15 protein-coding genes and 1 pseudogene are annotated in these 20,351 nt (G+C 70.9%); 7 read left to right on the forward strand and 9 right to left on the reverse strand.

Features of this window, described 5'->3' with window-relative positions; all coding sequences use genetic code 11:
• Both G9272_RS08650 and G9272_RS08655 read right to left on the reverse strand, forming a co-directional pair.
• The gene (locus G9272_RS08650; protein ID WP_171396000.1) at window positions 1–198 is read right to left on the reverse strand and encodes a hypothetical protein; all 198 of its coding nucleotides are present in this window, start codon (window positions 196–198) and stop codon (window positions 1–3) included.
• A gap of 124 nt (window positions 199–322) precedes the next feature.
• On the reverse strand, window positions 323–3,040 hold the full coding sequence (locus G9272_RS08655; RefSeq protein ID WP_171396001.1) for a LuxR C-terminal-related transcriptional regulator: 2,718 nt from the start codon (window positions 3,038–3,040) through the stop codon (window positions 323–325).
• 340 nt (window positions 3,041–3,380) lie between these two features.
• On the opposite strand from G9272_RS08655, the gene G9272_RS08660 reads away from it, so the two are divergent.
• Window positions 3,381–4,190: a PhzF family phenazine biosynthesis protein gene (locus G9272_RS08660; RefSeq protein ID WP_171396002.1), complete on the forward strand. Its 810-nt coding sequence runs from the start codon at window positions 3,381–3,383 to the stop codon at window positions 4,188–4,190.
• Window positions 4,191–4,220: 30 nt separating this feature from the next.
• On the opposite strand, the gene G9272_RS08665 is transcribed toward G9272_RS08660, so the two are convergent.
• Window positions 4,221–5,000, reverse strand: coding sequence for a CPBP family intramembrane glutamic endopeptidase (locus G9272_RS08665; protein ID WP_171396003.1), 780 nt, complete (start codon window positions 4,998–5,000; stop codon window positions 4,221–4,223).
• 205 nt (window positions 5,001–5,205) lie between these two features.
• Here G9272_RS08665 and G9272_RS08670 point away from each other — a divergent pair.
• Window positions 5,206–5,549 (forward strand): annotated as a pseudogene (locus tag G9272_RS08670) (hypothetical protein); the annotation flags it as partial.
• A 159-nt stretch (window positions 5,550–5,708) separates the two neighbouring features.
• Here the strand turns inward: G9272_RS08670 and G9272_RS08675 are convergent.
• Window positions 5,709–7,226: a glutamate-cysteine ligase family protein gene (locus tag G9272_RS08675; RefSeq protein WP_171396004.1), complete on the reverse strand. Its 1,518-nt coding sequence runs from the start codon at window positions 7,224–7,226 to the stop codon at window positions 5,709–5,711.
• Window positions 7,227–7,797: 571 nt separating this feature from the next.
• Here G9272_RS08675 and G9272_RS08680 point away from each other — a divergent pair.
• From G9272_RS08680 to G9272_RS08690, 3 genes are all read left to right on the forward strand, one after another.
• Window positions 7,798–8,388 carry a hypothetical protein gene (locus G9272_RS08680; protein WP_171396005.1) on the forward strand — a complete coding sequence of 197 codons (591 nt, stop codon included), beginning with the start codon at window positions 7,798–7,800 and terminating at the stop codon, window positions 8,386–8,388.
• A gap of 352 nt (window positions 8,389–8,740) precedes the next feature.
• On the forward strand, window positions 8,741–8,929 hold the full coding sequence (locus tag G9272_RS08685; RefSeq protein WP_171396006.1) for a DUF5999 family protein: 189 nt from the start codon (window positions 8,741–8,743) through the stop codon (window positions 8,927–8,929).
• Window positions 8,930–9,154: 225 nt separating this feature from the next.
• Window positions 9,155–10,195, forward strand: coding sequence for a LacI family DNA-binding transcriptional regulator (locus tag G9272_RS08690; protein WP_171396007.1), 1,041 nt, complete (start codon window positions 9,155–9,157; stop codon window positions 10,193–10,195).
• Here G9272_RS08690 and G9272_RS08695 read toward each other — a convergent pair.
• The 4 genes from G9272_RS08695 to G9272_RS08710 all read right to left on the reverse strand — a co-directional run bounded on the left by G9272_RS08695 (window position 10,188) and on the right by G9272_RS08710 (window position 14,457).
• Window positions 10,188–11,261: an endo-1,4-beta-xylanase gene (locus G9272_RS08695; protein ID WP_171396008.1), complete on the reverse strand. Its 1,074-nt coding sequence runs from the start codon at window positions 11,259–11,261 to the stop codon at window positions 10,188–10,190. The two genes, G9272_RS08690 and G9272_RS08695, sit on opposite strands and share 8 nt — an antisense overlap.
• A gap of 50 nt (window positions 11,262–11,311) precedes the next feature.
• Window positions 11,312–12,076, reverse strand: coding sequence for a carbohydrate ABC transporter permease (locus G9272_RS08700; protein ID WP_253268185.1), 765 nt, complete (start codon window positions 12,074–12,076; stop codon window positions 11,312–11,314).
• An 83-nt stretch (window positions 12,077–12,159) separates the two neighbouring features.
• On the reverse strand, window positions 12,160–13,158 hold the full coding sequence (locus G9272_RS08705) for a carbohydrate ABC transporter permease (protein ID WP_171396010.1): 999 nt from the start codon (window positions 13,156–13,158) through the stop codon (window positions 12,160–12,162).
• 6 nt (window positions 13,159–13,164) lie between these two features.
• Window positions 13,165–14,457, reverse strand: coding sequence for an extracellular solute-binding protein (locus G9272_RS08710; RefSeq protein ID WP_171396011.1), 1,293 nt, complete (start codon window positions 14,455–14,457; stop codon window positions 13,165–13,167).
• A 397-nt stretch (window positions 14,458–14,854) separates the two neighbouring features.
• On the opposite strand from G9272_RS08710, the gene G9272_RS08715 reads away from it, so the two are divergent.
• Complete coding sequence (locus G9272_RS08715; RefSeq protein WP_171396012.1) at window positions 14,855–16,810, forward strand: APC family permease; 1,956 nt, start codon at window positions 14,855–14,857, stop codon at window positions 16,808–16,810.
• A 100-nt stretch (window positions 16,811–16,910) separates the two neighbouring features.
• The gene (locus G9272_RS08720) at window positions 16,911–17,330 is read left to right on the forward strand and encodes a TOBE domain-containing protein (RefSeq protein ID WP_171396013.1); all 420 of its coding nucleotides are present in this window, start codon (window positions 16,911–16,913) and stop codon (window positions 17,328–17,330) included.
• Window positions 17,331–17,381: 51 nt separating this feature from the next.
• Here the strand turns inward: G9272_RS08720 and gcvP are convergent, their stop codons facing one another.
• Window positions 17,382–20,267, reverse strand: a complete 2,886-nt coding sequence (gene gcvP / locus G9272_RS08725; RefSeq protein WP_171396014.1) for an aminomethyl-transferring glycine dehydrogenase — start codon at window positions 20,265–20,267, stop codon at window positions 17,382–17,384.
• Window positions 20,268–20,351: the final 84 nt, after the last annotated feature.

Genomic DNA, 20,351 nt, shown 5'->3' on the forward strand with positions numbered 1-20,351 from the left:
TCACTCCGGCAGTTGGCGCATCTCCAGGACCCGCAGGCCCAGGGACTGGCAGCGGGCCAACAGCCCGTACAGGTGCGCCTCGTCGACGACGTACCCGAACAGGACGGTCTGACCGGACATGACCACATGGTCCAGCTCCGGGAACGCCCCGGTCAGCGCCTCCGACAGGTGCCCTTCGACACGGATCTCGTAGCGCATGAGCTGCTCTCCCCGGGATGGCCTGGGATCGGCGGACTGCGCACTCACCCCTGCGATCGTCCGTCCTCGCGGGGCGTCCGGCCTCACCCACCACGGGCGATCCGGCACGGCCCGGCGTGCTCGGTCACAACAGTTTCAGCTCACGGGCGCGGCGCACCGCGTCGTTGCGGCGGTTGACCGCCAGCTTCCGGTAGGCGCTCTTGAGGTGGGTCTTGACCGTGTTCACGGAGACGAACAGATCGGCGGCGATCTCCTCCGTCGACATCGTCAGGGCGAGCCTGCGCAGTACGTCGAGTTCGCGTCCGCTCAGCGTCTCCACGACCGGGAGCGGCCGGCCGTCGGACGCCGGCCCGCCGGGGGTGAGCCGGCCCCCGGCCGGCACCCGCGGTGACACCGTGTCCAGGAACGGGCGGATCCATGGGCCGACCTCGAGGAAGGGCCGTCGCAGCCCGTCCCGCCGCGCCTCACGCAGGGCCTGGGCGACCAGCCTGCGCGAGGTGGCCGCGTCACCCGCCGCGTCCGCCACCTGCGCGCGCACCAGGGTGGCCCGGACGGTCACCGCGGGGCCCACGCGACCTTCGGGCCGTACGCCGTCGAGGAGGTCGATCGCCGTCTCCGGCCGGCCCGCCGCGAGCTGGGCCCGCGCGGCCCCGACCGCGTACGCCGACTGCTCGTCGGACACCGCCTGCCACACCTCGACGGCCGTCTCCGGTCGGCCTTCGGCCAGATGCGCGGCGGAGACGACGAGCGCCGTCTGGCCCTCCGCCCAGGGGGAGATCACGGCGGCCGGCACAGCGCGTTCCGCCGCTTCGAGGGCGGCTCGGGTGTCGCCGCGGGCCAGGTGCAGACGGGCGGTGGCGATGGCCCGGCCCGCCTCCATGACGGGGTCCCGCAGCGCCGGGTCCGACTCGGCCGCCTCGTCGAGGAGCGTCCGTGCCAGGGTCAGGTCGTCACGGTCCACGGCGACGGCGGCCAGCACCAGCCGTCCCATGCCGGAACCGGACGGCTTGGGCAGACCGTGCCGCTCCGTCTCGGTCACCGCCGCCCGGGCCTTGCGCTCCGCCCTGCCGGGCCAGCCGTTCAGATAGTCGATCAGGGCCAGCCGGCCCAGCGAGTCCTCGCGGGCGAGCGCGGTCGAAGCCTCGGCCGACGACCCGGCGACCCTCGACAGGACGGCGCACGCGTCCTCGAACCGCCCGGCCCACAGACGCGCCGAGCCCAGATGGGCCAGCAGCAGCGCGGTGAGCTCGGGATGCCTCTCCAACAGGTGGGCCGGCGCCCGGTCGCACAGCGTCTCGGCCGCCGCCGCGGCCCACTCCGCCCGGCCCGGCGCGCCGGTCAGCCGGGCGGCCAGCGCCTCGAGCAGGGCACAGCTCAACCGGGCCGCCACGAGGTCGGGCGCCTCGCCGGGACTCCACTCGGCCGTCAGGGCCTGTTCCGCCGCGTCCCCCGGCCCGGCCGTCAGGCCCAGTTCGGCCGTCAGCCGCTGCTCCGCGTGCCGCAGATGCGTCAGCCCCCGGTCGAGATCGCGCCGGGACAGCTCCCGGGCGGCACGGACCAGGTCCGTCGCGGGGCTCGCGGCCTCCGGCGCCATCCGGGAGAACAGCTCGGCGAGTTCGTCCGAACGCAGACCGGTGAAGAGCCAGCCGATGGCAAGGTCGTCGATCAGGGCGCCCGCGGTGAACTCCCAGTCGCCGGCGGCGGCGCCCTGGCCCAGCGTCTCGGTGAGGGACCCCGAGCCCCGCAGCCAGTGCGCGGCCCGCCGGTGCAGTTCGGGCTCCAGGCCGGGCTCGCGCATCCGCAGATGGGCCCGGAGGATCTCGCCGAACAGCGGGTGGAGGCGGTACCAGTCCTGCCCGAGGTGCTCCACGAACGCGTTCTCGCGGTACAGGCCGGCCAGGATGGGCCCGGCGTCGGTGCGCTCCGTCAGCGCGTTCACCAGCTCCGGGCGGAACCGGTCGAGGACGCTGACCCGCAGCAGGAGGTCCTGTGTCTCGGGGGGCTGCCGTCTGAGCACCTCCGCCAGCAGGAAGTCGGCGACGGTGGTGCGGTCGGCCTCGAACTCCTTCAGATACGTCTCCGGATCCGGGTCCTGCCGCGCGGCGAGCGCGCACAGCCGCAGGCCGGCGGCCCAGCCCCCGGTGCGGTCCACGAGACCCTGGGTCGCGTGGGCCGGCAGCCGCAGCCCGTGCAGCTCCAGCAGCTCGGCCGCCTCCTCGGTGGTGAAGGCCAGCTCCGCGCCCCGGATCTCCGTCAGGTCACCGGCCGCCCGGTAACGGTGCAGCGGCAGCAGCGGCTCGGTACGGGAGACGAGGATCAGGCGCAGGCCGTCGCCGGCGTGGTGCAGCACGAACTCCAGCTGCTCCGCGATCTCCGGGTCGATCACCCGGTCGTACTCGTCGAGCACCACGATCGCGGGCCGGTCCAGGGTGCTCAGTTCCGCGGCGAGCCGCGCCAGCAGTTGGGGGGTCACCCGGCTCGCGTCCGCGGGGCAGCCGATCTCGGCGGGCAGGGACGTGCCGGAGGCGCGCAGCGCCTGGAGCAGGTACGCCCAGAGCATCCCGGGGCCCTGCGCCGCCGCGTCCGTGGTGAGCCAGGCGACGGGCCGGTCGCGTGCCGCGGCCCAGTCGGCGACGAGCAGCGTCTTGCCGGCGCCCGCGGCGCCGTTGACCATGGTCAACGGTGTGCGCAGCGCCTGGTCGAGATGTCTGACCAGCCGCTCGCGCCGCAGGAACGTCACCGGCCGGGCCGGTACGACGAACCGGGTGCGCAGAAACGGATCCCCTTGGGGATCGGCGGCCGACGCCGTCGGATCGGTATCGCTCTCCTCGAGCCCAGCCATGGCGCTCACCGCCACTGGTCGTCAGGTCATGGGTAGCGCTCGTCCTCAGCATCCCAGGGTTCCGCCCCGGGTGCCCTGCGAGCGACCCGCCCGAGACGCTCGACGTGCTGGCGGCGGGGAAACGGAACCCGGCCACAGCGTGTTGGCGGCACGGGCACCACAAACCTGGCCACGAAGTGCCGGCTGCGGGAACCGACGGCAGACCCGCCCCAGCGTGCTCGCGGCGGGGGCAGCCGAAACCGGGCCACGGCGTATGCGCGGCGAGGGTCGGCAAAAACCGGGCCAGGACTCGCGGATTGGCCTTGGCCGACGGCTTCGCCCACCGCCTACCGTCACCGGCATGCGCATTCGAATCGTCGACGCCTTCACCGACCGCCCCTTCACCGGCAACCCGGCCGGGGTCCTGCTCCTGGACGCCTTCCCGGACGACAACCGGCTCCAGAACGTGGCTCTGGAGGTCAACCACGCCGAGACGGCGTTCGCCCACCCGCTCCCCGAGGGCGGCGAGGCGGACTGGGCCCTGCGCTGGTTCACCCCCGTCGCCGAGGTCGACATGTGCGGCCACGCCACGCTCGCCACGGCCCACGTCCTGCACACCACGGGCGCCCATGAGGGCCCGGTGCGCTTCGCCACCCGCAGCGGCGTCCTCGTCGCGACGCCGGCCGAGGACGGTTCGATCACCCTGGACTTCCCGACCGCCCCGCTGACCGGGGTCGAGATCCCGGCCGGCGTCGCCGAGGCCCTGGGCGCCGAGCCGCTCGCCTGTGTCGACACCGGCCCGCACGTCGGCGACCTGCTGGTCGAGCTGGCCGACGAGAAGACCGTCCACGCCCTGAGGCCCGACCACAAGGCCCTGGCCGCCCACTCCCGCCGCGGCATCGTCGCGACCGCCCGCGCCGAGAACGCGGACCTGGGATACGACTTCGTCTCCCGCTGCTTCTTCCCGAACCTCGGCATCGACGAGGACCCGGTGACGGGCAGCGCCCACACCGCCCTGGCGCCCTACTGGGCCGAGCGGCTCGGCCGCACCGCGCTCACCGGCCTCCAGGCCTCGCCCCGGGCCGGCCGGGTCCGTACCGAACTGTGCGGCGAGCGCACCCTGCTGAGCGGCCGCGCGGTCACGGTCATCGAGGGCGAGCTGCTCGCCTGAGCGCTGTCCGGCGGGGAGGTGCGGGCCGGCTCACGCCGTCGGCAGCCACCCCACCTTTCCCGCCAGCAGCGCGTATCCCACGAAGGCCCCGATGTCGAGCAGGGAGTGCGCCACCACCAGGGGGCCCACCCGACCCCAGCGCCGGTAGAGACAGACGAACACCACGCCCATCACCATGTTGCCGATGAAGCCGCCGATGCCCTGGTAGAGGTGGTACGAGCCGCGCAGCACGGAGCTGGCCACGAGCGCGGTGCCCGGCGTCCAGCCCAACTGGCCCAGCCGGCGCAGCAGATAGCCGACGACGATGACCTCTTCGAGGATCGCGTTCTGCATCGCGGACATGATCAGCACCGGGTACTTCCACCACACGTCCGGCAGCGCCTCCGGCACCACCGTGAGGTTGAAGCCGAGGCCGCGTGCCGCCAGGTAGAAGGCGATGCCGGTGCTACCGATCACCGCCGCGATCGCCGCCCCGCGACCGAGGTCCGGCCAGGGCCGGGTGCGGTCGAAGCCCAGGGTGCGCAGTCCCTGTCCCTCGCGCAGCAGGAAGTGCGCGACGAGGGCCACCGGGACGAGCGCCGAGGCGATCCCGAACAGCTGCCAGGCGAGATCGAGCCATGGACGGCCGGGCGCGGCCGAGGCGTTGAGGGTCGCCGCCTGGTCCTTCAAGCCGCCCGGCTTGGTGACCGATCCGACAAAACTGATCAGGGCGGACACCCCGCTCGCACCGAGCGAAACCCCCAGAACGAGCAGTGTCTCGTCGCGGAAAATCCGTCGCGAGAGCTGCTCCCGCGGAAAAGAATCAGCCACCTACCCTGCCTCCACCTGCACACTTGCCTCCAGTTGCGTGAACCCGCCGCATCCCCACCCCTGCCTCGCCAGGGTCTCGAAAGAAGTTACGAAGATCGTGCGTGACAGGCCGTCGGGGGACGGGCGCCGTACGGGGCGTACCTCCCCTTCGCAGGCCGTGCGGCGGAAATCCGCCACGGGGCCGGCAGGGAGGGGCACCACCGTCATGGGACGTCACAGCTTGCCCGATCAGTACGGGGCGGGCGGCAGCGCCCCCCGTCCTCGGCTCCGCCGCCGCACCGTGGCCGTCGCGACCGCCCTCGTCCTCACGATCGCCGGGGCGCCGCGGCCGCCGTGCGCAGCGGCCTGCTCTCCTTCGGCTCGGCCTGCCGCGACCACCTCGTACGGCTGACGGTGGCCGCCTCCCCGGACGTGGCCCCGGCGCTCACGGTCGCGGCGAAGCAGGCCAAGGACAGCGGCCTCACCTCCGACGGACAGTGCCTCGCGGTCGGCGTCACGGCGCGTGAGTCGTCCAAGGTCGCCGCGACGCCGACGGTGGGCAAGGACCCGAGACCCCCGCCCGCCACCGCCCCACCCAGGGACGCGGAAACCGACCCGGACCGAATCCCCACCCGCCACCGCCCCACCCAGGGACGCGGGGAACTGCGCGACCAGCCCCCACCGCCCCGCAGCCGGCGAACCACCGAAAGCCCCAGAACCTCCTGAACCTCACCCCAAGGACGCAGGCTCGGGCAACCCCACGGGCCACGTATGCACCGGCTCCCCGAGATGCATCAGCTCCGCGTACCGCCGCGTGGTCGCCGCCAGCGCCGCGTCCCGTGACAACCCGGCCTCCACCGCCCGGTGGAACGTCGCCACCTGCCAGGTCGCCCCGTTGGTCCGCCGCCGGCACCGTTCCTCGATGACCCCCAGATAGAAATCACGATCGGCGGGCTCCACCCCCCACCCGTCCAGCCCGGCCTCCGCCAGCGGCAGCAGCTCGTCCCGTACGAGACTCACCGCGTCCACCTCGGCCACGCCGCCCAGCCGCCCCCGCCGCGGCCACTGGAGCCGCGCGTCGATCCCGTACCGGCAGGCCGCGTCGAAGTTGGCCTCGGCCGCCTCGAACGGCAGCCGGGACCACACCGGTCGGGACTCCTCCGCCAGGGCCCGGACCACGCCGTAGTAGAAGGCCGCGTTGGCGACCACGTCGGTCACGGTCGGCCCGGCGGGCAGGACACGGTTCTCCACCCGCAGGTGCGGGACGCCGTCGGCGATGCCGTAGACGGGCCGGTTCCAGCGGTAGACCGTACCGTTGTGCAGGACGAGCTCGGCGAGCGAGGGCACCCCGCCCGCGTCCAGGACCTCCAGCGGGTCCTCCTCGTCGCAGATGGGCAGCAGCGGCGGGAAGAACCGCAGGTTCTCCTCGAACAGCTCGTACGCCGAACTGATCCACCGCTCCCCGAACCATGTCCGCGGCCGTACGCCCTGTGCCTGGAGCTCCGGTGGCCGGGTGTCGGTGGCCTGCTGGAACAGCGGGGGCCGCGACTCCCGCCACAGCTCGTGGCCGAACAGGAAGGGCGAGTTGGCGCCGACGGCGATCTGCGCGGCGGTGACCGCCTGCGCGGCGTTCCACACCGCGGCGAAGCGGGCCGGCGTGACCTGGAGGTGCAGCTGCACGGAGGTGCAGGCCGCCTCCGGCACGATCGACTTCGAGGTGCACGACAGCCGCTCGACCCCTTCGATCTCGAGAGCGAAGTCCTCTCCCCTGGCGGCCACGATCTGGTCGTTGAGGAGGGTGTAGCGGTCGACCTCGGAAAGGTTCGACGAGACCAGGTCGTCCCGGTCGAGCGTGGGCAGAATACCGATCATCACGATACCGGCGTCGACCTCGCTCGCCTTTCGATGGGCATATGCCAGTGACGTACGGAGTTCTTCGGCGAGCCGGTCGAATACCCGGCCACCCAAACGATGTGGGGCTATGTTCACTTCCAGATTGAACATGGCGAGTTCTGTTTGGAAATCTCGGCTCGCGATCCTCTCCAGCACTTGCCCATTCAGCATTCTCGGCTGGCCGTCGGCACCCGCGAGATTCAGTTCGATCTCGAGCCCCATGAGGTTCTTGGGGCGGTCGAAGCGCTTCTGGGCCAGGAGCCGCTCGAGCCCCGTCAGACACCGCCGGAGCTTGTCCCGGTAGTGCTGACGATCGGACAGGTCGAACGCGCCTGCCACGACCTTTTCCCCCATCGAAGCGTCCCTCCTCGCGTGGGCGGGCCGGCGATCCCGGCCGCCGGATGATCCGGGTCAGGTGGGATGATGCCCAGCCGGGCCGATCGATAACGTCCCCGCACGGCCCGGCACCCGCTACGCTGACCGAAAGCCACCGGCGGTGACCGCTGGCACATTCACGGGGCATGCGGCCGAAGGCCCTTTCACGAAATATGGAACTCGTGAAAAACGCCGACAGGAATACGCCGACCGCTCCAGGCACATAAGCCGAGGTCATCGCCGCGTACCCCGCTCTGAATCGGGATGATTCACCCCTGTCGCCGACCGAATGAACCCTTGCCGAGTGTCCCGGGATCGACTAGACGAAACACAGTCTGAACACATGTCGTATAAACTCCGCGAACAAGGCAGAGAAGGTTGGCGCCCACAGTCGAAGGAGCCTGTCGTCGAAGTGACGGCAGGCCGCTCGCGCACCCCCGCACCCCCAGACTCCGGCCCCCGCCTCTCCGACCTGTTCGAGAGCTAGCTGACAGCGCCGTCCGCCCACGCCCTCGCGCCACCGTGCCTGTCGAATGAGAGGCGACCCACCATGCCTTTGCATGTCCCCCCGGCTCCCGCGCCCGCCCTTCGCTCCGTCCTCATGGCACTCGGTTCCCCCACCGCGGTCCGCGAGGCTCGTACCCCCTCCCTGCGCACCGCTCAGGGCGACGTCACTCCCGAACTCCCGCTGCCCCTGCACGTCCTGGACCGGATCGCCCCCGAAGGCGTGGCCGCGACCCGGCTGGCCGGCTGGCGCTTCCTGATCCGCTGCGGCGACCGCGCCGTGGCGGCGGCCGAGACCCGGCTCACCCCGGACGGCTGGGCGTTCTCGCACTTCTTCGAGGGCCCCTACATCGCCTCCACCGAACGTGCCCTGCGCCAGGCCGAGTCGACCGCCCAGCCGTTCCAGGCGCGGCTGCTGTCGGTGCCCGGGCTCTACATGCTCACCCTCTGGCTGCACGGAGACAGCGCCTCGGACGGCACCACGGGGCATCCCGCCCCCACCGACCTCCTGGTGCCGCTGGCCCCGGCACCGCCCGGTATCGCCGCACACCGCGCACACCGGGTCGCCGAGTTGCTTCCCCTGCTCACCCTCCGTGTCACCCCCGCGACGCCACCGCTGCTCGGTTCACCTGCCTGACCGCTGGACCGGTCGACCCCGCACCCCGTACCCCGTCACCGCGGCCCCGGTGGCGGGGTACGGTGCGGTCCGGTGACCCGAGAACCTCCCGGGCGCCGTCCGGACTAGCCCCATCCGGCCACCAGGAACCACCCGAAGTGACAGTGCGGTTGAGATGAACCGCCCGCGCGGGTGATGCGTCATGAACCTGTGAGAAGCGGTGCCGCCAAATCCCTGCGGATCGACCTCCGTGGGGCAACACTGGGTTCCGACGGACTTATCACAACGGGGGGCGGCCATGAACGACGTTTCACGCCGCGGAACAGACACCACAGCCATCTCAGACCTCACGCCAGAGCGGAAGTTCCCATCCATGTGCCAGCACCAGCCACCGTGCCCGACAGCGACCTCAGCCGACCGGGAGTCCGCGCGCCTCATGGCGCACCACCCGGAGCAGGGCTGGAGCCTGCTGTGCAACGGCGTCCTGCTCTTCGAGGACACCGGTGAGCTCCTGCCGGACGGCCGGGTCATCGCCCCCCACCGGGTCGTGACCGCCGCCTGAGCACCGGCCGGACGGCGCGGGACCGCCGTCCGCAGACATGAGGGGCCGGCCCGCGGGTACCACCGCGAACCGGCCCCGACGCGCGTTCAGGGCCGCTCACTCCCCGTAGTCGCACCGTCTCGGCGTGGTGCGTCCTCCTGTATCTCTTCCCACGGCAGCGCATGTTCCGGAAGACTTCTGGAAGTTTCGGCGCAGCGTCCGGAACCACGCGACGGAGGTGGGGAAGTGACAGCGGACGACACCGTGCCCGCGTCCCGGGGCAGAATCACGATCACGGAGATCGCCCGCCAGGCCGGCGTCTCGGTGCCGACCGTGTCCCGGGTCGTCAACGGCCGCTCCGACGTCTCGCCGGGAACCCGGGCCCGGGTCGAGGACCTGTTGCGGCTGCACGGCTACCGCAAGCGCCCCGCCGCCGCCCGCACCCGGGCCGCACTGCTCGACCTGGTATTCAACGACCTCGACAGCCCCTGGGCGGTGGAGATCATCCGAGGGGTCGAGGAGATCGCCCACGCGGCCGGGGTGGGCACCGTGGTGTCGGCGATCCACGGCCGCTCGGGCGACGCCCGGGAGTGGATGCGCAACCTGCGCGCCCGCGCCTCCGACGGCGTCATCCTCGTCACCTCGGCCCTCGAACCCACCCTGCACGAGCAGTTGCGCATCCTGGGCGTCCCGCTGGTCGTCGTCGACCCGATGGGCTCCCCCGCCGTCGACACCCCGACCATCGGCGCCGCCAACTGGGCGGGCGGCCTGGCGGCCACCGAGCATCTGCTGTCGCTGGGCCACCGAAGGATCGGCCTGATCGCCGGCCCGCCCCGGCTGCTGTGCTCCCGCGCCCGCTACGACGGCTACCGGGCCGCTCTGGAGGCGGCCGGTCTCACCGTCGACGAGACCCTCGTCGTGCCGGGCGACTTCCGCCCCGAGTCGGGCTTCACCGGCTGCACCGCCCTGCTCGGTCTGCCCGAACCGCCGACCGCCGTGTTCGCGGCCAGCGACCAGATGGCGCTCGGCGCGATCGAGGCGCTGCGTCGGCGCGGCCTGCGGGCCCCGGAGGACATGAGCGTGGTCGGTTTCGACGACCTTCCGGAAGTCCGCTGGTCCGCCCCGCCGTTGACCACCGTCCGCCAGCCCCTCGCCGACATGGGCAAACTCGCCGCCCGCACCGTCCTGAGCCTGGCCCGCGGCGAGCGCCCCGACTCGCCGCGGGTGGAACTGGGCACGGAGCTGGTGGTCCGCTCGAGCACCGCGCCGCCTCGCGGCGCTAGCTGAGCGCCTCCCGGATCGCCTGGTAGGCCGGCTTCGGCGCGAGCTGCTCGTCCCAGGGCAGCGCCGCGCCCTGGCCGGGGAAGAACGCCGGGATCCACGAATACTTGTCGGTGTAGTCCCAGACCGTGATGCCGACGCACCGCCGCACCTCTAGGCACGCCTCGGTCATGTCCCGGTACCAGTCGGCCTGTTGGGCCAGCTTCTCGTCGGTCGCGGGCAGCAGCATCCGTACGTCGACCTCGGTGAGCGCGGTGTCCAGGCCGAGCCGTGAGAAGCGGCGGAGGTTGTCCTCCAGCGTCGTCGGATAGCCGTACTGGAGGGCGAGATGCGCCTGGAGGCCGATGCCGTCGAGCGGGACGCGCCGGGCCTTCAGCTCCTTGGCCAGGGCGTAGTAGGCGTCACTCTTCGGGCCGACGGCCTCGATGTTGTAGTCGTTGAGGTAGAGCTTCGCCTTCGGGTCGGCCTGGTGGGCCCATCGCAGGGCGTCGGCGATGTAACCCGGGCCGAGCGTCTTGTAGAAGACCGTCTCGCGGTAGGTGCCGTCCTCGTTGAACGCCTCGTTGACGACGTCCCAGGCGTAGACCTTGCCCCGGTAGTGGCGCACCTCGGTCTGGATGTGGTTCTTCAGGACGGCCCGCAGCTCGTCCGCCGTCCACTCCTTGCCGGTCAGCCAGCCGGGCAGCTGGCTGTGCCAGACGAGGGTGTGGGCGCGGACCTTCTGGTGGTGGTCGCGCGCGAGGTCGACGATCTCGTCGCCGGCCGTCCAGTCGAAGACGCCCTGCTGCGGCTCGGTGGCGTACCACTTCATGCCGTTGCCCGGGGTGATCATGTCGAACTCCTCGCCCAGGATCTTCGTATAGGCGGTGTCGGTGAGTTCGGGGTTGTCGGTGGCGCTGCCGAAGTAGCGGCCGTGGCGCTGCGCGAGGTCGGCGAGGGTGGTGCGCGGCTTTCCGTGCGCCGGGCCCTCGTGCGCCTGAGCGGCCGGTCCGGTGGCGACACCGGAGGCGACCAGGACGGCTGCGAGGGCGCCGGCGAGTCTGAGCCGGGTGCGGGCGGCGGTGCTGGGCATGGTGCGACTCCTCACGGTAGGGGTGAGCCGTACGGGTCCGCGGGCGCGCGTCATCCCTTCGTGGCGCCGGCGGCGAGACCGCCGACGAGCTGGCGCTCGGCGACGGAGTAGAACGCCAGGGCGGGCACCATGGCGAGCACGAGGTAGGCGAAGACGCGCGCGTACTCCGCGGAGTACTGGCCCTGGAACTGCTGGACGCCGATCGGGATGGTCCACCAGGTGGGCTCGTTGAAGACCAGCAGCGGCAGCAGGAAGTTGTTCCAGCTGCCGACCACGGCGAGCACGGAGACCGTGCCGAGGGCGGGCCTGGCCATGGGCAGCAGGATCCGCCAGAAGAACGTGAGGGGCCCGCAGCCGTCGAGGGTGGCCGCCTCCTCCAGCTCTGCGGGGATCTCCCGGAAGAACCCGCGCAGGACGACGATGGTCATCGGCAGCCCGAACGCGGCCTGCGGCAGGATCACGCCGAGCGGGTTGTCCAGCAGGTGCATCGAGCGCAGCAGCAGGAACAGGGGCAGCGCCGCCACCGCGAAGGGGAACATCAGCCCCATCGTGAACAGGGTGAACAGCATCTCCCGGCCGCGGAAGGCGAACCGGGCGAAGGAGAACGCGGCCAGCGCGGACACCGCGACGACCACCACGGTCGTACCGGCCGCGATGAGCGTACTGCTGCCGACGAGCTGCCAGAAGGAGCCGGAGCCGAGGATGTCCGTGTAGTTGGAGGTGACCCAGGGGTCGGGCAGGCCGATGGGGTTGCGGGAGAGCTGGTCGGTGGACTTGAAGCCGGACAGCACGGCGTAGCCGAGCGGTACGGCCATCACCGCGCCGACGAGCCCGAGGACGAGGTGCAGGGGAAGCGTCCGGCCGGTCCCGCGGGTGCTCCGGCCGGTCTCGCGGGTTTTCACGCGCCGCCTCCTCGCATGGTCGTGGTGGCGCCCTGGAGGTCCCGGCGGAGCACGAACCGCTGGTAGGCGAGGGCGAAGACGAGACTGATGCCGAACATGGCCACACTGATCGCGCTGGCGTAGCCGACCTGGTAGCGCTTGAAGCCGTACTGGAACATGGTCACGGCCATCGTCTCGGAGTGGTGGTCGGGGCCGCCCGCGGTGACCACCCACACCAGGTCGAAGAGCTGGATCGAGCCGATGACCGACAGGAAGACGCTGATCCGCAGGGTCGGCGCGAGCAGCGGCAGGGTGACGTTGCGGAAGCGCTGCCAGGGACCCGCTCCGTCGATCAGGGCGGCCTCCGTCAACTCGGCCGGGATGGACTGGAGTCCGGCCAGGTAGAGCATCATGTGGAAGCCGAAGTACTTCCACGTCATGACCAGGAAGAGGGTGGCCATGACGGTGGAGGGGTCGGCGAACCACTGGCCGCCCACCCCGTCCAGACCGATCGCCCCCAGGACGTGGTCGGCGAGCCCGTCGTCCGGAGCGAAGATCATGCTGAACAGCACGCCGGTGATCGCCTCGGAGAGGATGTACGGCGCGAAGAACAGCATCCGGTACACGGCCCGGCCGCGGATCTTCTGGTTGAGCGCGACCGCGAGGGCGAGCGCGAACGGCAGCTGAAGGACGAGCGAGAGCCCGACCAGGAGCAGACAGCGCCACAGGTCGCCCAGGAACACCGGGTCCTGGAAGAGCCGGGTGAAGTTGTCGCCGCCGATGTAGTCGTCGGGCATGCCGAAGCCGCCCCAGCGGAAGAACGAGGCGTACAGCGCGAACAGCATCGGCAGCAGTACGAGCGTGCCGAACAGCACCAGCGCGGGCACCTGGAAGCCGACGGCGGTGAGCCAGTGCCGCGCCCGCCGCCGGGTCCGGCTCCGGCTCGAGCCGGGAGACGGGGGCGGCGGGCCGACGTCCGGGCCGCTGCGCTTGTCCGGAAGGAAGGTGGAGGTCATCGCCTGTTACTGCTCTTCCTTCGCGACCTTGGTGATCGACTCGGTGACCTGCTGAGGCGACTTGGACCCGGCGATGAGGGCGGCGACGCTGTCGTTGACCTCCTGGCCGAGGGCCGGCGCATAGGCCTGGTCGAGGTAGAGCTGGAAGCCGGTGGCGGCCTTCAACTGGGCCTGTACGGCCTTGATGTTGGGGTCGGCGATGGCGCTCTCGGCGGCCGGTACGACGGGCAGCACCCCGGTCTTCTTGACCAGTTCGGTGTCCGTGGCGGCGGTGGCGAAGAACTTCAGGAAGTCGACGGCCGCCTGCGGAGCGTCCTTGCGCAGGGCGTGCCCGCCGCCTCCGCCGAACACCTCGGTGATCACGCCCTGGCCGCCGTCGACCGCAGGGAACGGGAAGAAGCCGAGGTTCGCCCCGAGCCCCTTGCCCGCGTCGGCCTCCACCACCGGCGCCCACTGGCCCATGAGTTCCATCGCCGCCTTGCCGTTGCCGACTGCGGCGGCCTGGCCGGTGGGGCTGGAGTAGGCGGCGCCGAGGAAGCCCTTCTGGAACGGCTTGAGGTCGACGAGGTCCTGGAGGTGCTGTCCGGCCTGGACGAACCCGTCCCCGGTGAAGTCCTTGTCGTCCCCGGCCTTGCTCAGGGCGTCGACACCGGCGGTGCGCATCGCGAGGTACGCCCAGTAGTACATGCCGGGCCACTTCTCCTTGCCCGCCAGCGCGAGCGGGGTGATCCCGGCCGCCTTCAGTTTGCGCACCGCGTCGAGGAAGCCGCTCCAGGTGGTGGGGGGCGCGCTGATCCCGGCCTGCTGGAAGAGCGCCTTGTTGTACCAGAACCCGATCATGCCGATGTCGAACGGGACGCCGTAGGTCTTCTTGTCGAGCAGGTAGGGCTCGCGGGCGACCGGGAGCAGGCCGTCGCCCCACTCCTTCGTCCTCTCCGTGAGGTCCTCGACGAGCCCGGCGTCGACCTGCTGCTTCAGGACACCGCCGCCCCACGTGTGGAAGATGTCGGGCAGCTTCCCGGAGGCGGTCAGCGCCGTCATCTTCGACTTGTAGGCGTCGTTCTCCAACTGCACGATCTTGATCTTCACCTTGGGGTTCTGGGCCTCGAACTGCTTGGCGAGACCGGCCCAGACGTCCTTGGTCGGCTGGGTGGTGGAGATGTTCCACCACTCGATGGTGGTCGTCCCCGACGACCCTCCGTCCGAGTCGCCGCCGCAGGCGCTCAGTGCCGTCATGCTCAGACCGGCCGCGGCGGAGGCCGCCAGAAAGCCGCGGCGGGAGAGTGCCGGGTCGCCCATCATGCGCTCCTTGATAGATCGAAAGTTTCGAACCAGATCCAGAAAGCTTCGCTGCTGCCGCACCCTAGAGACACCCTCCGACGGGTGGCAACCCCTTGAACACAGGGAATCCGGGGGTCTTTTCACGAGAGAAGGCTCAGCGAGGCGTCGAGACGCATCGAAACATTCGGATCAATCGACGAACATTACGAAGCAGGCGGGGGTGATGATCCGGCGGCCGGAATCAAACCCGACGGCGTGTCACGCTGCGTGTCCACCCCACGACCAGTCTTAACGGAAGCTTGACGCCGTCCCGCCCATGATCCAGGGGCCTGGGCGTCACTCTCCGCTTACGCTGATTCCGCCGTCCGCGTGATGGCCGAAACCACACGCCGATCCGCACATCAGGAGCGCCCCGATGGCCACCACCGAGCACCCTCCTCCCGGTCGCCTGCGTTCCTGGATGCTGGAGGGCCTGTCCGACATGGGCAAGGGCCACACTCACCAGGCGGCCCCGGACACCGAGGCCGCGCCCGAGCACAAGGGCCAGCGCTGGTACCGGGTGATGTGCCTGACCGGCGTCGACTACTTCTCGACCCTCGGCTACCAGCCGGGTATCGCCGCCCTCGCGGCCGGCCTGCTCTCCCCGGTGGCGACGATCGTGCTGGTGATCGTCACCCTGGCGGGCGCGCTGCCGGTCTACCGGCGCGTCGCCGAGGAGAGTCCGCACGGCGAGGGCTCGATCGCGATGCTGGAACGGCTGCTGTCCTTCTGGAAGGGCAAGCTGTTCGTCCTGACCCTGCTCGGGTTCGCCGCCACGGACTTCCTGATCACCATCACCCTGTCCGCGGCGGACGCCTCGACCCACCTGGTCGAGAACCCGCACCTGACCAGCACCCTGCACGACCGGCAGATGGTGATCACGCTCGTCCTAGTCGCCCTGCTCGGCGCCGTGTTCCTCAAGGGCTTCCTGGAGGCCATCGGCGTCGCGGTAGCGCTGGTCGTGGTCTATCTCGGTCTGAACGTCGTCGTCGTGGCCGTCGGTCTGTGGCATGTGGTCACCGAGGGCCATGTGGTCACCGACTGGGCCGACGCGCTGACCGCCGAGCACGGCAACGTGTTCGCGATGATCGGTGTCTCCCTGCTGGTCTTCCCCAAGCTCGCGCTGGGCCTGTCCGGCTTCGAGACCGGCGTCGCGGTCATGCCGCACGTCCAGGGCGACCCGGACGACACCGCGGAGAACCCCAAGGGCCGCATCCGGGACACGAAGAAGCTGCTGACGACCGCCGCCCTGATCATGAGCGTCTTCCTGATCGCCACCAGCTTCATCACCACGGTGCTGATCCCGGAGAAGGAGTTCGAGTCCGGCGGCCAGGCCAACGGACGCGCCCTCGCCTACCTGTCCCACGAGTACCTGGGCAACGCCTTCGGCACGGTGTACGACGTGTCGACGATCGCCATCCTGTGGTTCGCCGGCGCCTCCGCGATGGCCGGGCTGCTCAACCTGATGCCCCGCTACCTCCCCCGCTACGGCATGGCCCCGCACTGGGCCCGCGCCGTCCGCCCCATGGTGATCGTCTTCACCCTCGTGGCCTTCCTGGTCACCTGGATCTTCGACGCCGACGTCGACGCCCAGGGCGGCGCCTACGCCACCGGCGTCCTGGTCCTGATGTCCTCGGCGGCGATCGCGGTGACCATCGCCGCCCGCCGCGCCCGGCAGCGGGGCTGGACGGTCGGCTTCGCCGTGGTCTCGGCGGTCCTGCTCTATGTGACCGTCGTGAACGTCATCGAGCGCCCCGACGGCGTGAAGATCGGCGCCTGCTTCATCGCGGGCATCATCCTGGTCTCGCTGCTGTCCCGGCTGGCCAGGGCCTTCGAGCTCCGAGTGACCAGCGTGACCCTGGACTCGATGGCGGAACGTTTCATCCGGGACATGGCCAGCCGCAAGATACGGTTCATCGCCAACGAGCCCGACCAGCGCGACAAGGCCGAGTACCGCGACAAGATCGAACAGATCCGGCAGGACAACGACATCCCCGGGGAGGATTTCGTCTTCGTCGAGGTCACCGTCGTCGACCCCTCCGAGTTCGAGTCGGGCCTGACCGTACGCGGCGAGGTCCTGCACAACCGCTACCGCGTCCTGACCCTGGAGTCCTCCTCCATCTCCAACGCCCTGGCCGCGCTGCTGCTGCACACCCGTGACTCCACCGGCTGCATCCCGCACATCTACTTCGAATGGACCGAGGGCAACCCCTTCGCCAACTTCCTGCGCTTCTTCCTCTTCGGCCAGGGCGAGGTCGCTCCGGTCACCCGGGAGGTCCTGCGCGAGGCCGAACCGGACCGCGACCGACGCCCCCGCGTCCACACGGGCTGACCCGCCCCCGGGCCGTCGTCCGACGTGTCCTGACGCCGCCGGACGACGTATACCCGCGCATAACCCGCATAAGGGGCTCGGCGGCCTACCGTTGACGCTCATGAGCCTGAGCATCCGCAATCAACTCCCCGGCACCGTCACCGCCGTCCATCCCGGCGAGGTGATGGCCACCGTCAAGATCCGTCTGGACGGCGGCCAGGACCTCACGGCGGCCATCACGCTGGAGGCCGTGAACCAACTCGCCCTCGCCGCCGGCACCGCCGTCCGCGCCCTGGTGAAGTCGACGGAGGTCTCCCTGGCCACCGGCCGGGTCGACGGTCTCTCGATCCGCAACCAGCTCACCGGCACGATCACCGGCCTCGTGACGGGCGGGGTCATGGCCTCGGTGAAGGTCTCCATGGACGGGGGCGAACTCACCGCGGTGATCACCAAGGAAGCAGCCACCGACCTGGGTCTCTTCGTCGGCTCCGACGTCGTCGCCCTGATCAAGGCGACCGAGGTGTCCCTGGCGACGGCATAGCGCGCGTGAGGGCCCCCGCCCGGAACGGACGGGGGCCCTCAACGCACCGGCTCAGTCCTCGTACGCGTCCAGCGGCGGGCACGAGCAGACCAGGTTCCGGTCGCCGAAGGCCTGGTCGATCCGGCGCACCGGCGGCCAGTACTTGTCGGCGGCCGACACACCGGCCGGGAAGACGGCCTCCTCACGCGTGTACGCGTGCTCCCACTCCCCGCCCAGCGCCGCCGCGGTGTGCGGGGCACCGTGCAGCGGGTTGTCCTCGGCCGGCCATTCGCCCGCTCCGACCTTCTCGATCTCCGCACGGATGGCGATCATCGCCTCGCAGAAACGGTCGATCTCGATCAGGTCCTCGGACTCGGTCGGCTCGATCATCAGCGTCCCGGCCACCGGGAACGACATCGTCGGCGCGTGGAACCCGTAGTCGATGAGCCGCTTCGCGACGTCGTCGACGCTCACGCCGGTCGCCTTGGTCAGCGGCCGCAGGTCGATGATGCACTCGTGCGCGACCAGCCCGCCCGGCCCGTTGTAGAGCACCGGGTAGTGCGGCTCCAGCCGCTTGGCGATGTAGTTGGCGCTCAGCACGGCCACCTGCGTGGCCCGCTTGAGCCCCTCGCCGCCCATGAGGCGCACATACGCCCACGAGATCGGCAGTATCCCGGCGGAACCCCAGGGAGCCGCGGAGATCGGCCCCACCCCGGTGTCCGGCCCGGCGGCGGGCTGAAGCGGGTGGTTCGGCAGATACGGCGCCAGGTGCGACCGTACGGCGACGGGTCCGACGCCCGGGCCGCCGCCCCCGTGGGGGATGCAGAACGTCTTGTGCAGGTTCAGATGCGAGACGTCACCGCCGAAGTGCCCCGGCTTGGCGAGACCGACGAGCGCGTTGAGGTTGGCGCCGTCGACGTACACCTGCCCGCCCGCCTCGTGCACCTGGGCGCAGATGTCGGCGACATGCTCCTCGAACACCCCGTGCGTCGACGGGTAGGTGATCATCAGCACCGACAGCTCGTCCCGGTGCCGCTCGATCTTCGCCCGCAGGTCCTCGACGTCGATCTCGCCGTCCTCGGCGGTCTTCACGACGACGACCTTCATGCCCGCCATCACGGCGCTGGCCGCGTTCGTGCCGTGCGCGGAGGACGGGATGAGGCACACGGTCCGCTGCTCGTCCCCGTTGCCCCGGTGGTACCCGCGGACGGCGAGCAGCCCGGCCAGCTCGCCCTGCGACCCGGCGTTCGGCTGGAGCGACACCTTGTCGTACCCGGTGACCTCGGCGAGCCGCTCCTCCAGCTCGCGGATGAGCGTCAGGTAGCCCTCCGCCTGTTCGGCCGGCGCGAACGGGTGCAGCTGCCCGAACTCGGGCCAGGTGACCGGCTCCATCTCGGTGGTCGCGTTGAGCTTCATGGTGCAGGAGCCCAGCGGGATCATGCCCCGGTCCAGCGCGTAGTCCCGGTCGGCGAGCCTGCGCAGATAGCGCAGCATCGCGGTCTCGGAACGGTGCTGGTGGAAGACGGGGTGCGTCAGGACCGCGTCGGACCGCAGCAGCCCGGCGGGCAGGGAGTCGGCGGTGGCCGCGTCGAGCGCCTCGATGTCGCCGTCCACCCCGAAGGCGGCCCAGACGGCGGACACCTGCGCCCGAGCGGTCGTCTCGTCGCAGGCGATCGACACCTGGTCGGCGTCGACGAGGTGCAGGTTGACCCCGAGTTCCCGCGCGGCGGCGACGACCTCGGCGGCCTTCGCCGGCACCCGCACGGTCAGCGTGTCGAAGTACGACCCGTGCACGACCTCGACACCACCGGCCTCGAGCCCGGCGGCGAGGATCGAGGCGTATCGGTGCGTGCGCCGGGCGATCGCCCGGAGCCCGTCGGGACCGTGGTAGACGGCGTACATCCCCGCCATCACCGCCAGCAGCACCTGCGCCGTGCAGATGTTGCTGGTGGCCTTCTCGCGCCGGATGTGCTGCTCGCGCGTCTGTAGCGCGAGCCGGTAGGCCTTGTGTCCGTCGGCGTCCACCGACACGCCCACCAGCCGCCCCGGCAGGCTGCGCGCGAACTGCTCGCGGACGGCCATGTACCCGGCGTGCGGTCCGCCGAAGCCCATCGGCACACCGAACCGCTGCGTCGTACCGACCGCGATGTCCGCCCCCAGCTCGCCCGGCGACTTCAGCAGCGTCAGCGCGAGCAGATCCGCGGCGACGGTGACGAGCGCGCCGAGCCCGTGCGCCTGGTCGACGAGCGCCTTGAGGTCACGTACGGCACCGGAGGCACCGGGGTACTGGACGAGCACGCCGTTGATCTCCCGCGCGGCGATCTCCGCGGGAATCCCGTCGCTCAGGTCGGCGACGACGATCTCCACGCCCGTCGGCTCGGCGCGGGTCTCGATCACGGCGATGGTCTGCGGCAGCGCGTCCGCGTCGATGAGGAAGAGGCCCTTCTTGTTCTTCCCCATGCGCCGGGACAGCGCCATCGCCTCGGCGGCGGCCGTGCCCTCGTCGAGCAGCGACGCTCCGGAGGTCGGCAGCCCGGTGAGGTCGGCGACCACGGTCTGGAAGTTCAGCAGCGCCTCGAGCCGACCCTGGGAGATCTCCGGCTGGTACGGCGTGTAGGCCGTGTACCAGGCCGGGTTCTCCATGACGTTGCGCAGGATGACGGGCGGCGTGAACGTCCCGTAGTAGCCGAGTCCGATCATCGAGTCGAGGACCTGGTTGCGGTCGGCCAGCGAGCGCAGCTCGGCCAGCACCTCGGCCTCGGTGCGCGCTCCCGGCAGGTCCAGCGCGTCGGCGTTCTTGATCACATCCGGGACCGCTGCGGCGGTGAGCTCGTCGAGCGAGCCGTAGCCGACCTGTGCGAGCATCTTGGCCCGCGCCTCGAGGTCGGGCCCGATGTGGCGCTGTTCGAAGGAAATTCCCTGCTCGAGCTCTGCGAGCGGAATGCGTTGGGCGGTCATTACGGAGGCCTCCTGGTCTGACACGACCTTCGAGGGTCACCACGGTGGGTACCCGGACGGCCTCCCCCTCTGTCATCTCAACCT

Origin of the sequence: Streptomyces asoensis, assembly GCF_013085465.1 — a bacterium.
GTDB lineage: Bacteria > Actinomycetota > Actinomycetes > Streptomycetales > Streptomycetaceae > Streptomyces > Streptomyces cacaoi_A.

Bases quoted from the DNA above. Each gene is read 5' to 3' on its own strand.
- G9272_RS08650 (WP_171396000.1), bottom strand. From the start codon at position 198: ATGCGCTACGAGATCCGTGTCGAAGGGCACCTGTCGGAGGCGCTGACC.
- G9272_RS08655 (WP_171396001.1), bottom strand. From the start codon at position 3,040: ATGGCTGGGCTCGAGGAGAGCGATACCGATCCGACGGCGTCGGCCGCC.
- G9272_RS08660 (WP_171396002.1), top strand. From the start codon at position 3,381: ATGCGCATTCGAATCGTCGACGCCTTCACCGACCGCCCCTTCACCGGC.
- G9272_RS08675 (WP_171396004.1), bottom strand. From the start codon at position 7,226: ATGGGGGAAAAGGTCGTGGCAGGCGCGTTCGACCTGTCCGATCGTCAG.
- G9272_RS08680 (WP_171396005.1), top strand. From the start codon at position 7,798: ATGCCTTTGCATGTCCCCCCGGCTCCCGCGCCCGCCCTTCGCTCCGTC.
- G9272_RS08685 (WP_171396006.1), top strand. From the start codon at position 8,741: ATGTGCCAGCACCAGCCACCGTGCCCGACAGCGACCTCAGCCGACCGG.
- G9272_RS08695 (WP_171396008.1), bottom strand. From the start codon at position 11,261: ATGCCCAGCACCGCCGCCCGCACCCGGCTCAGACTCGCCGGCGCCCTC.
- G9272_RS08700 (WP_253268185.1), bottom strand. From the start codon at position 12,076: ATGGCCGTACCGCTCGGCTACGCCGTGCTGTCCGGCTTCAAGTCCACC.
- G9272_RS08705 (WP_171396010.1), bottom strand. From the start codon at position 13,158: ATGACCTCCACCTTCCTTCCGGACAAGCGCAGCGGCCCGGACGTCGGC.
- G9272_RS08710 (WP_171396011.1), bottom strand. From the start codon at position 14,457: ATGGGCGACCCGGCACTCTCCCGCCGCGGCTTTCTGGCGGCCTCCGCC.
- G9272_RS08715 (WP_171396012.1), top strand. From the start codon at position 14,855: ATGGCCACCACCGAGCACCCTCCTCCCGGTCGCCTGCGTTCCTGGATG.
- G9272_RS08720 (WP_171396013.1), top strand. From the start codon at position 16,911: ATGAGCCTGAGCATCCGCAATCAACTCCCCGGCACCGTCACCGCCGTC.
- gcvP (WP_171396014.1), bottom strand. From the start codon at position 20,267: ATGACCGCCCAACGCATTCCGCTCGCAGAGCTCGAGCAGGGAATTTCC.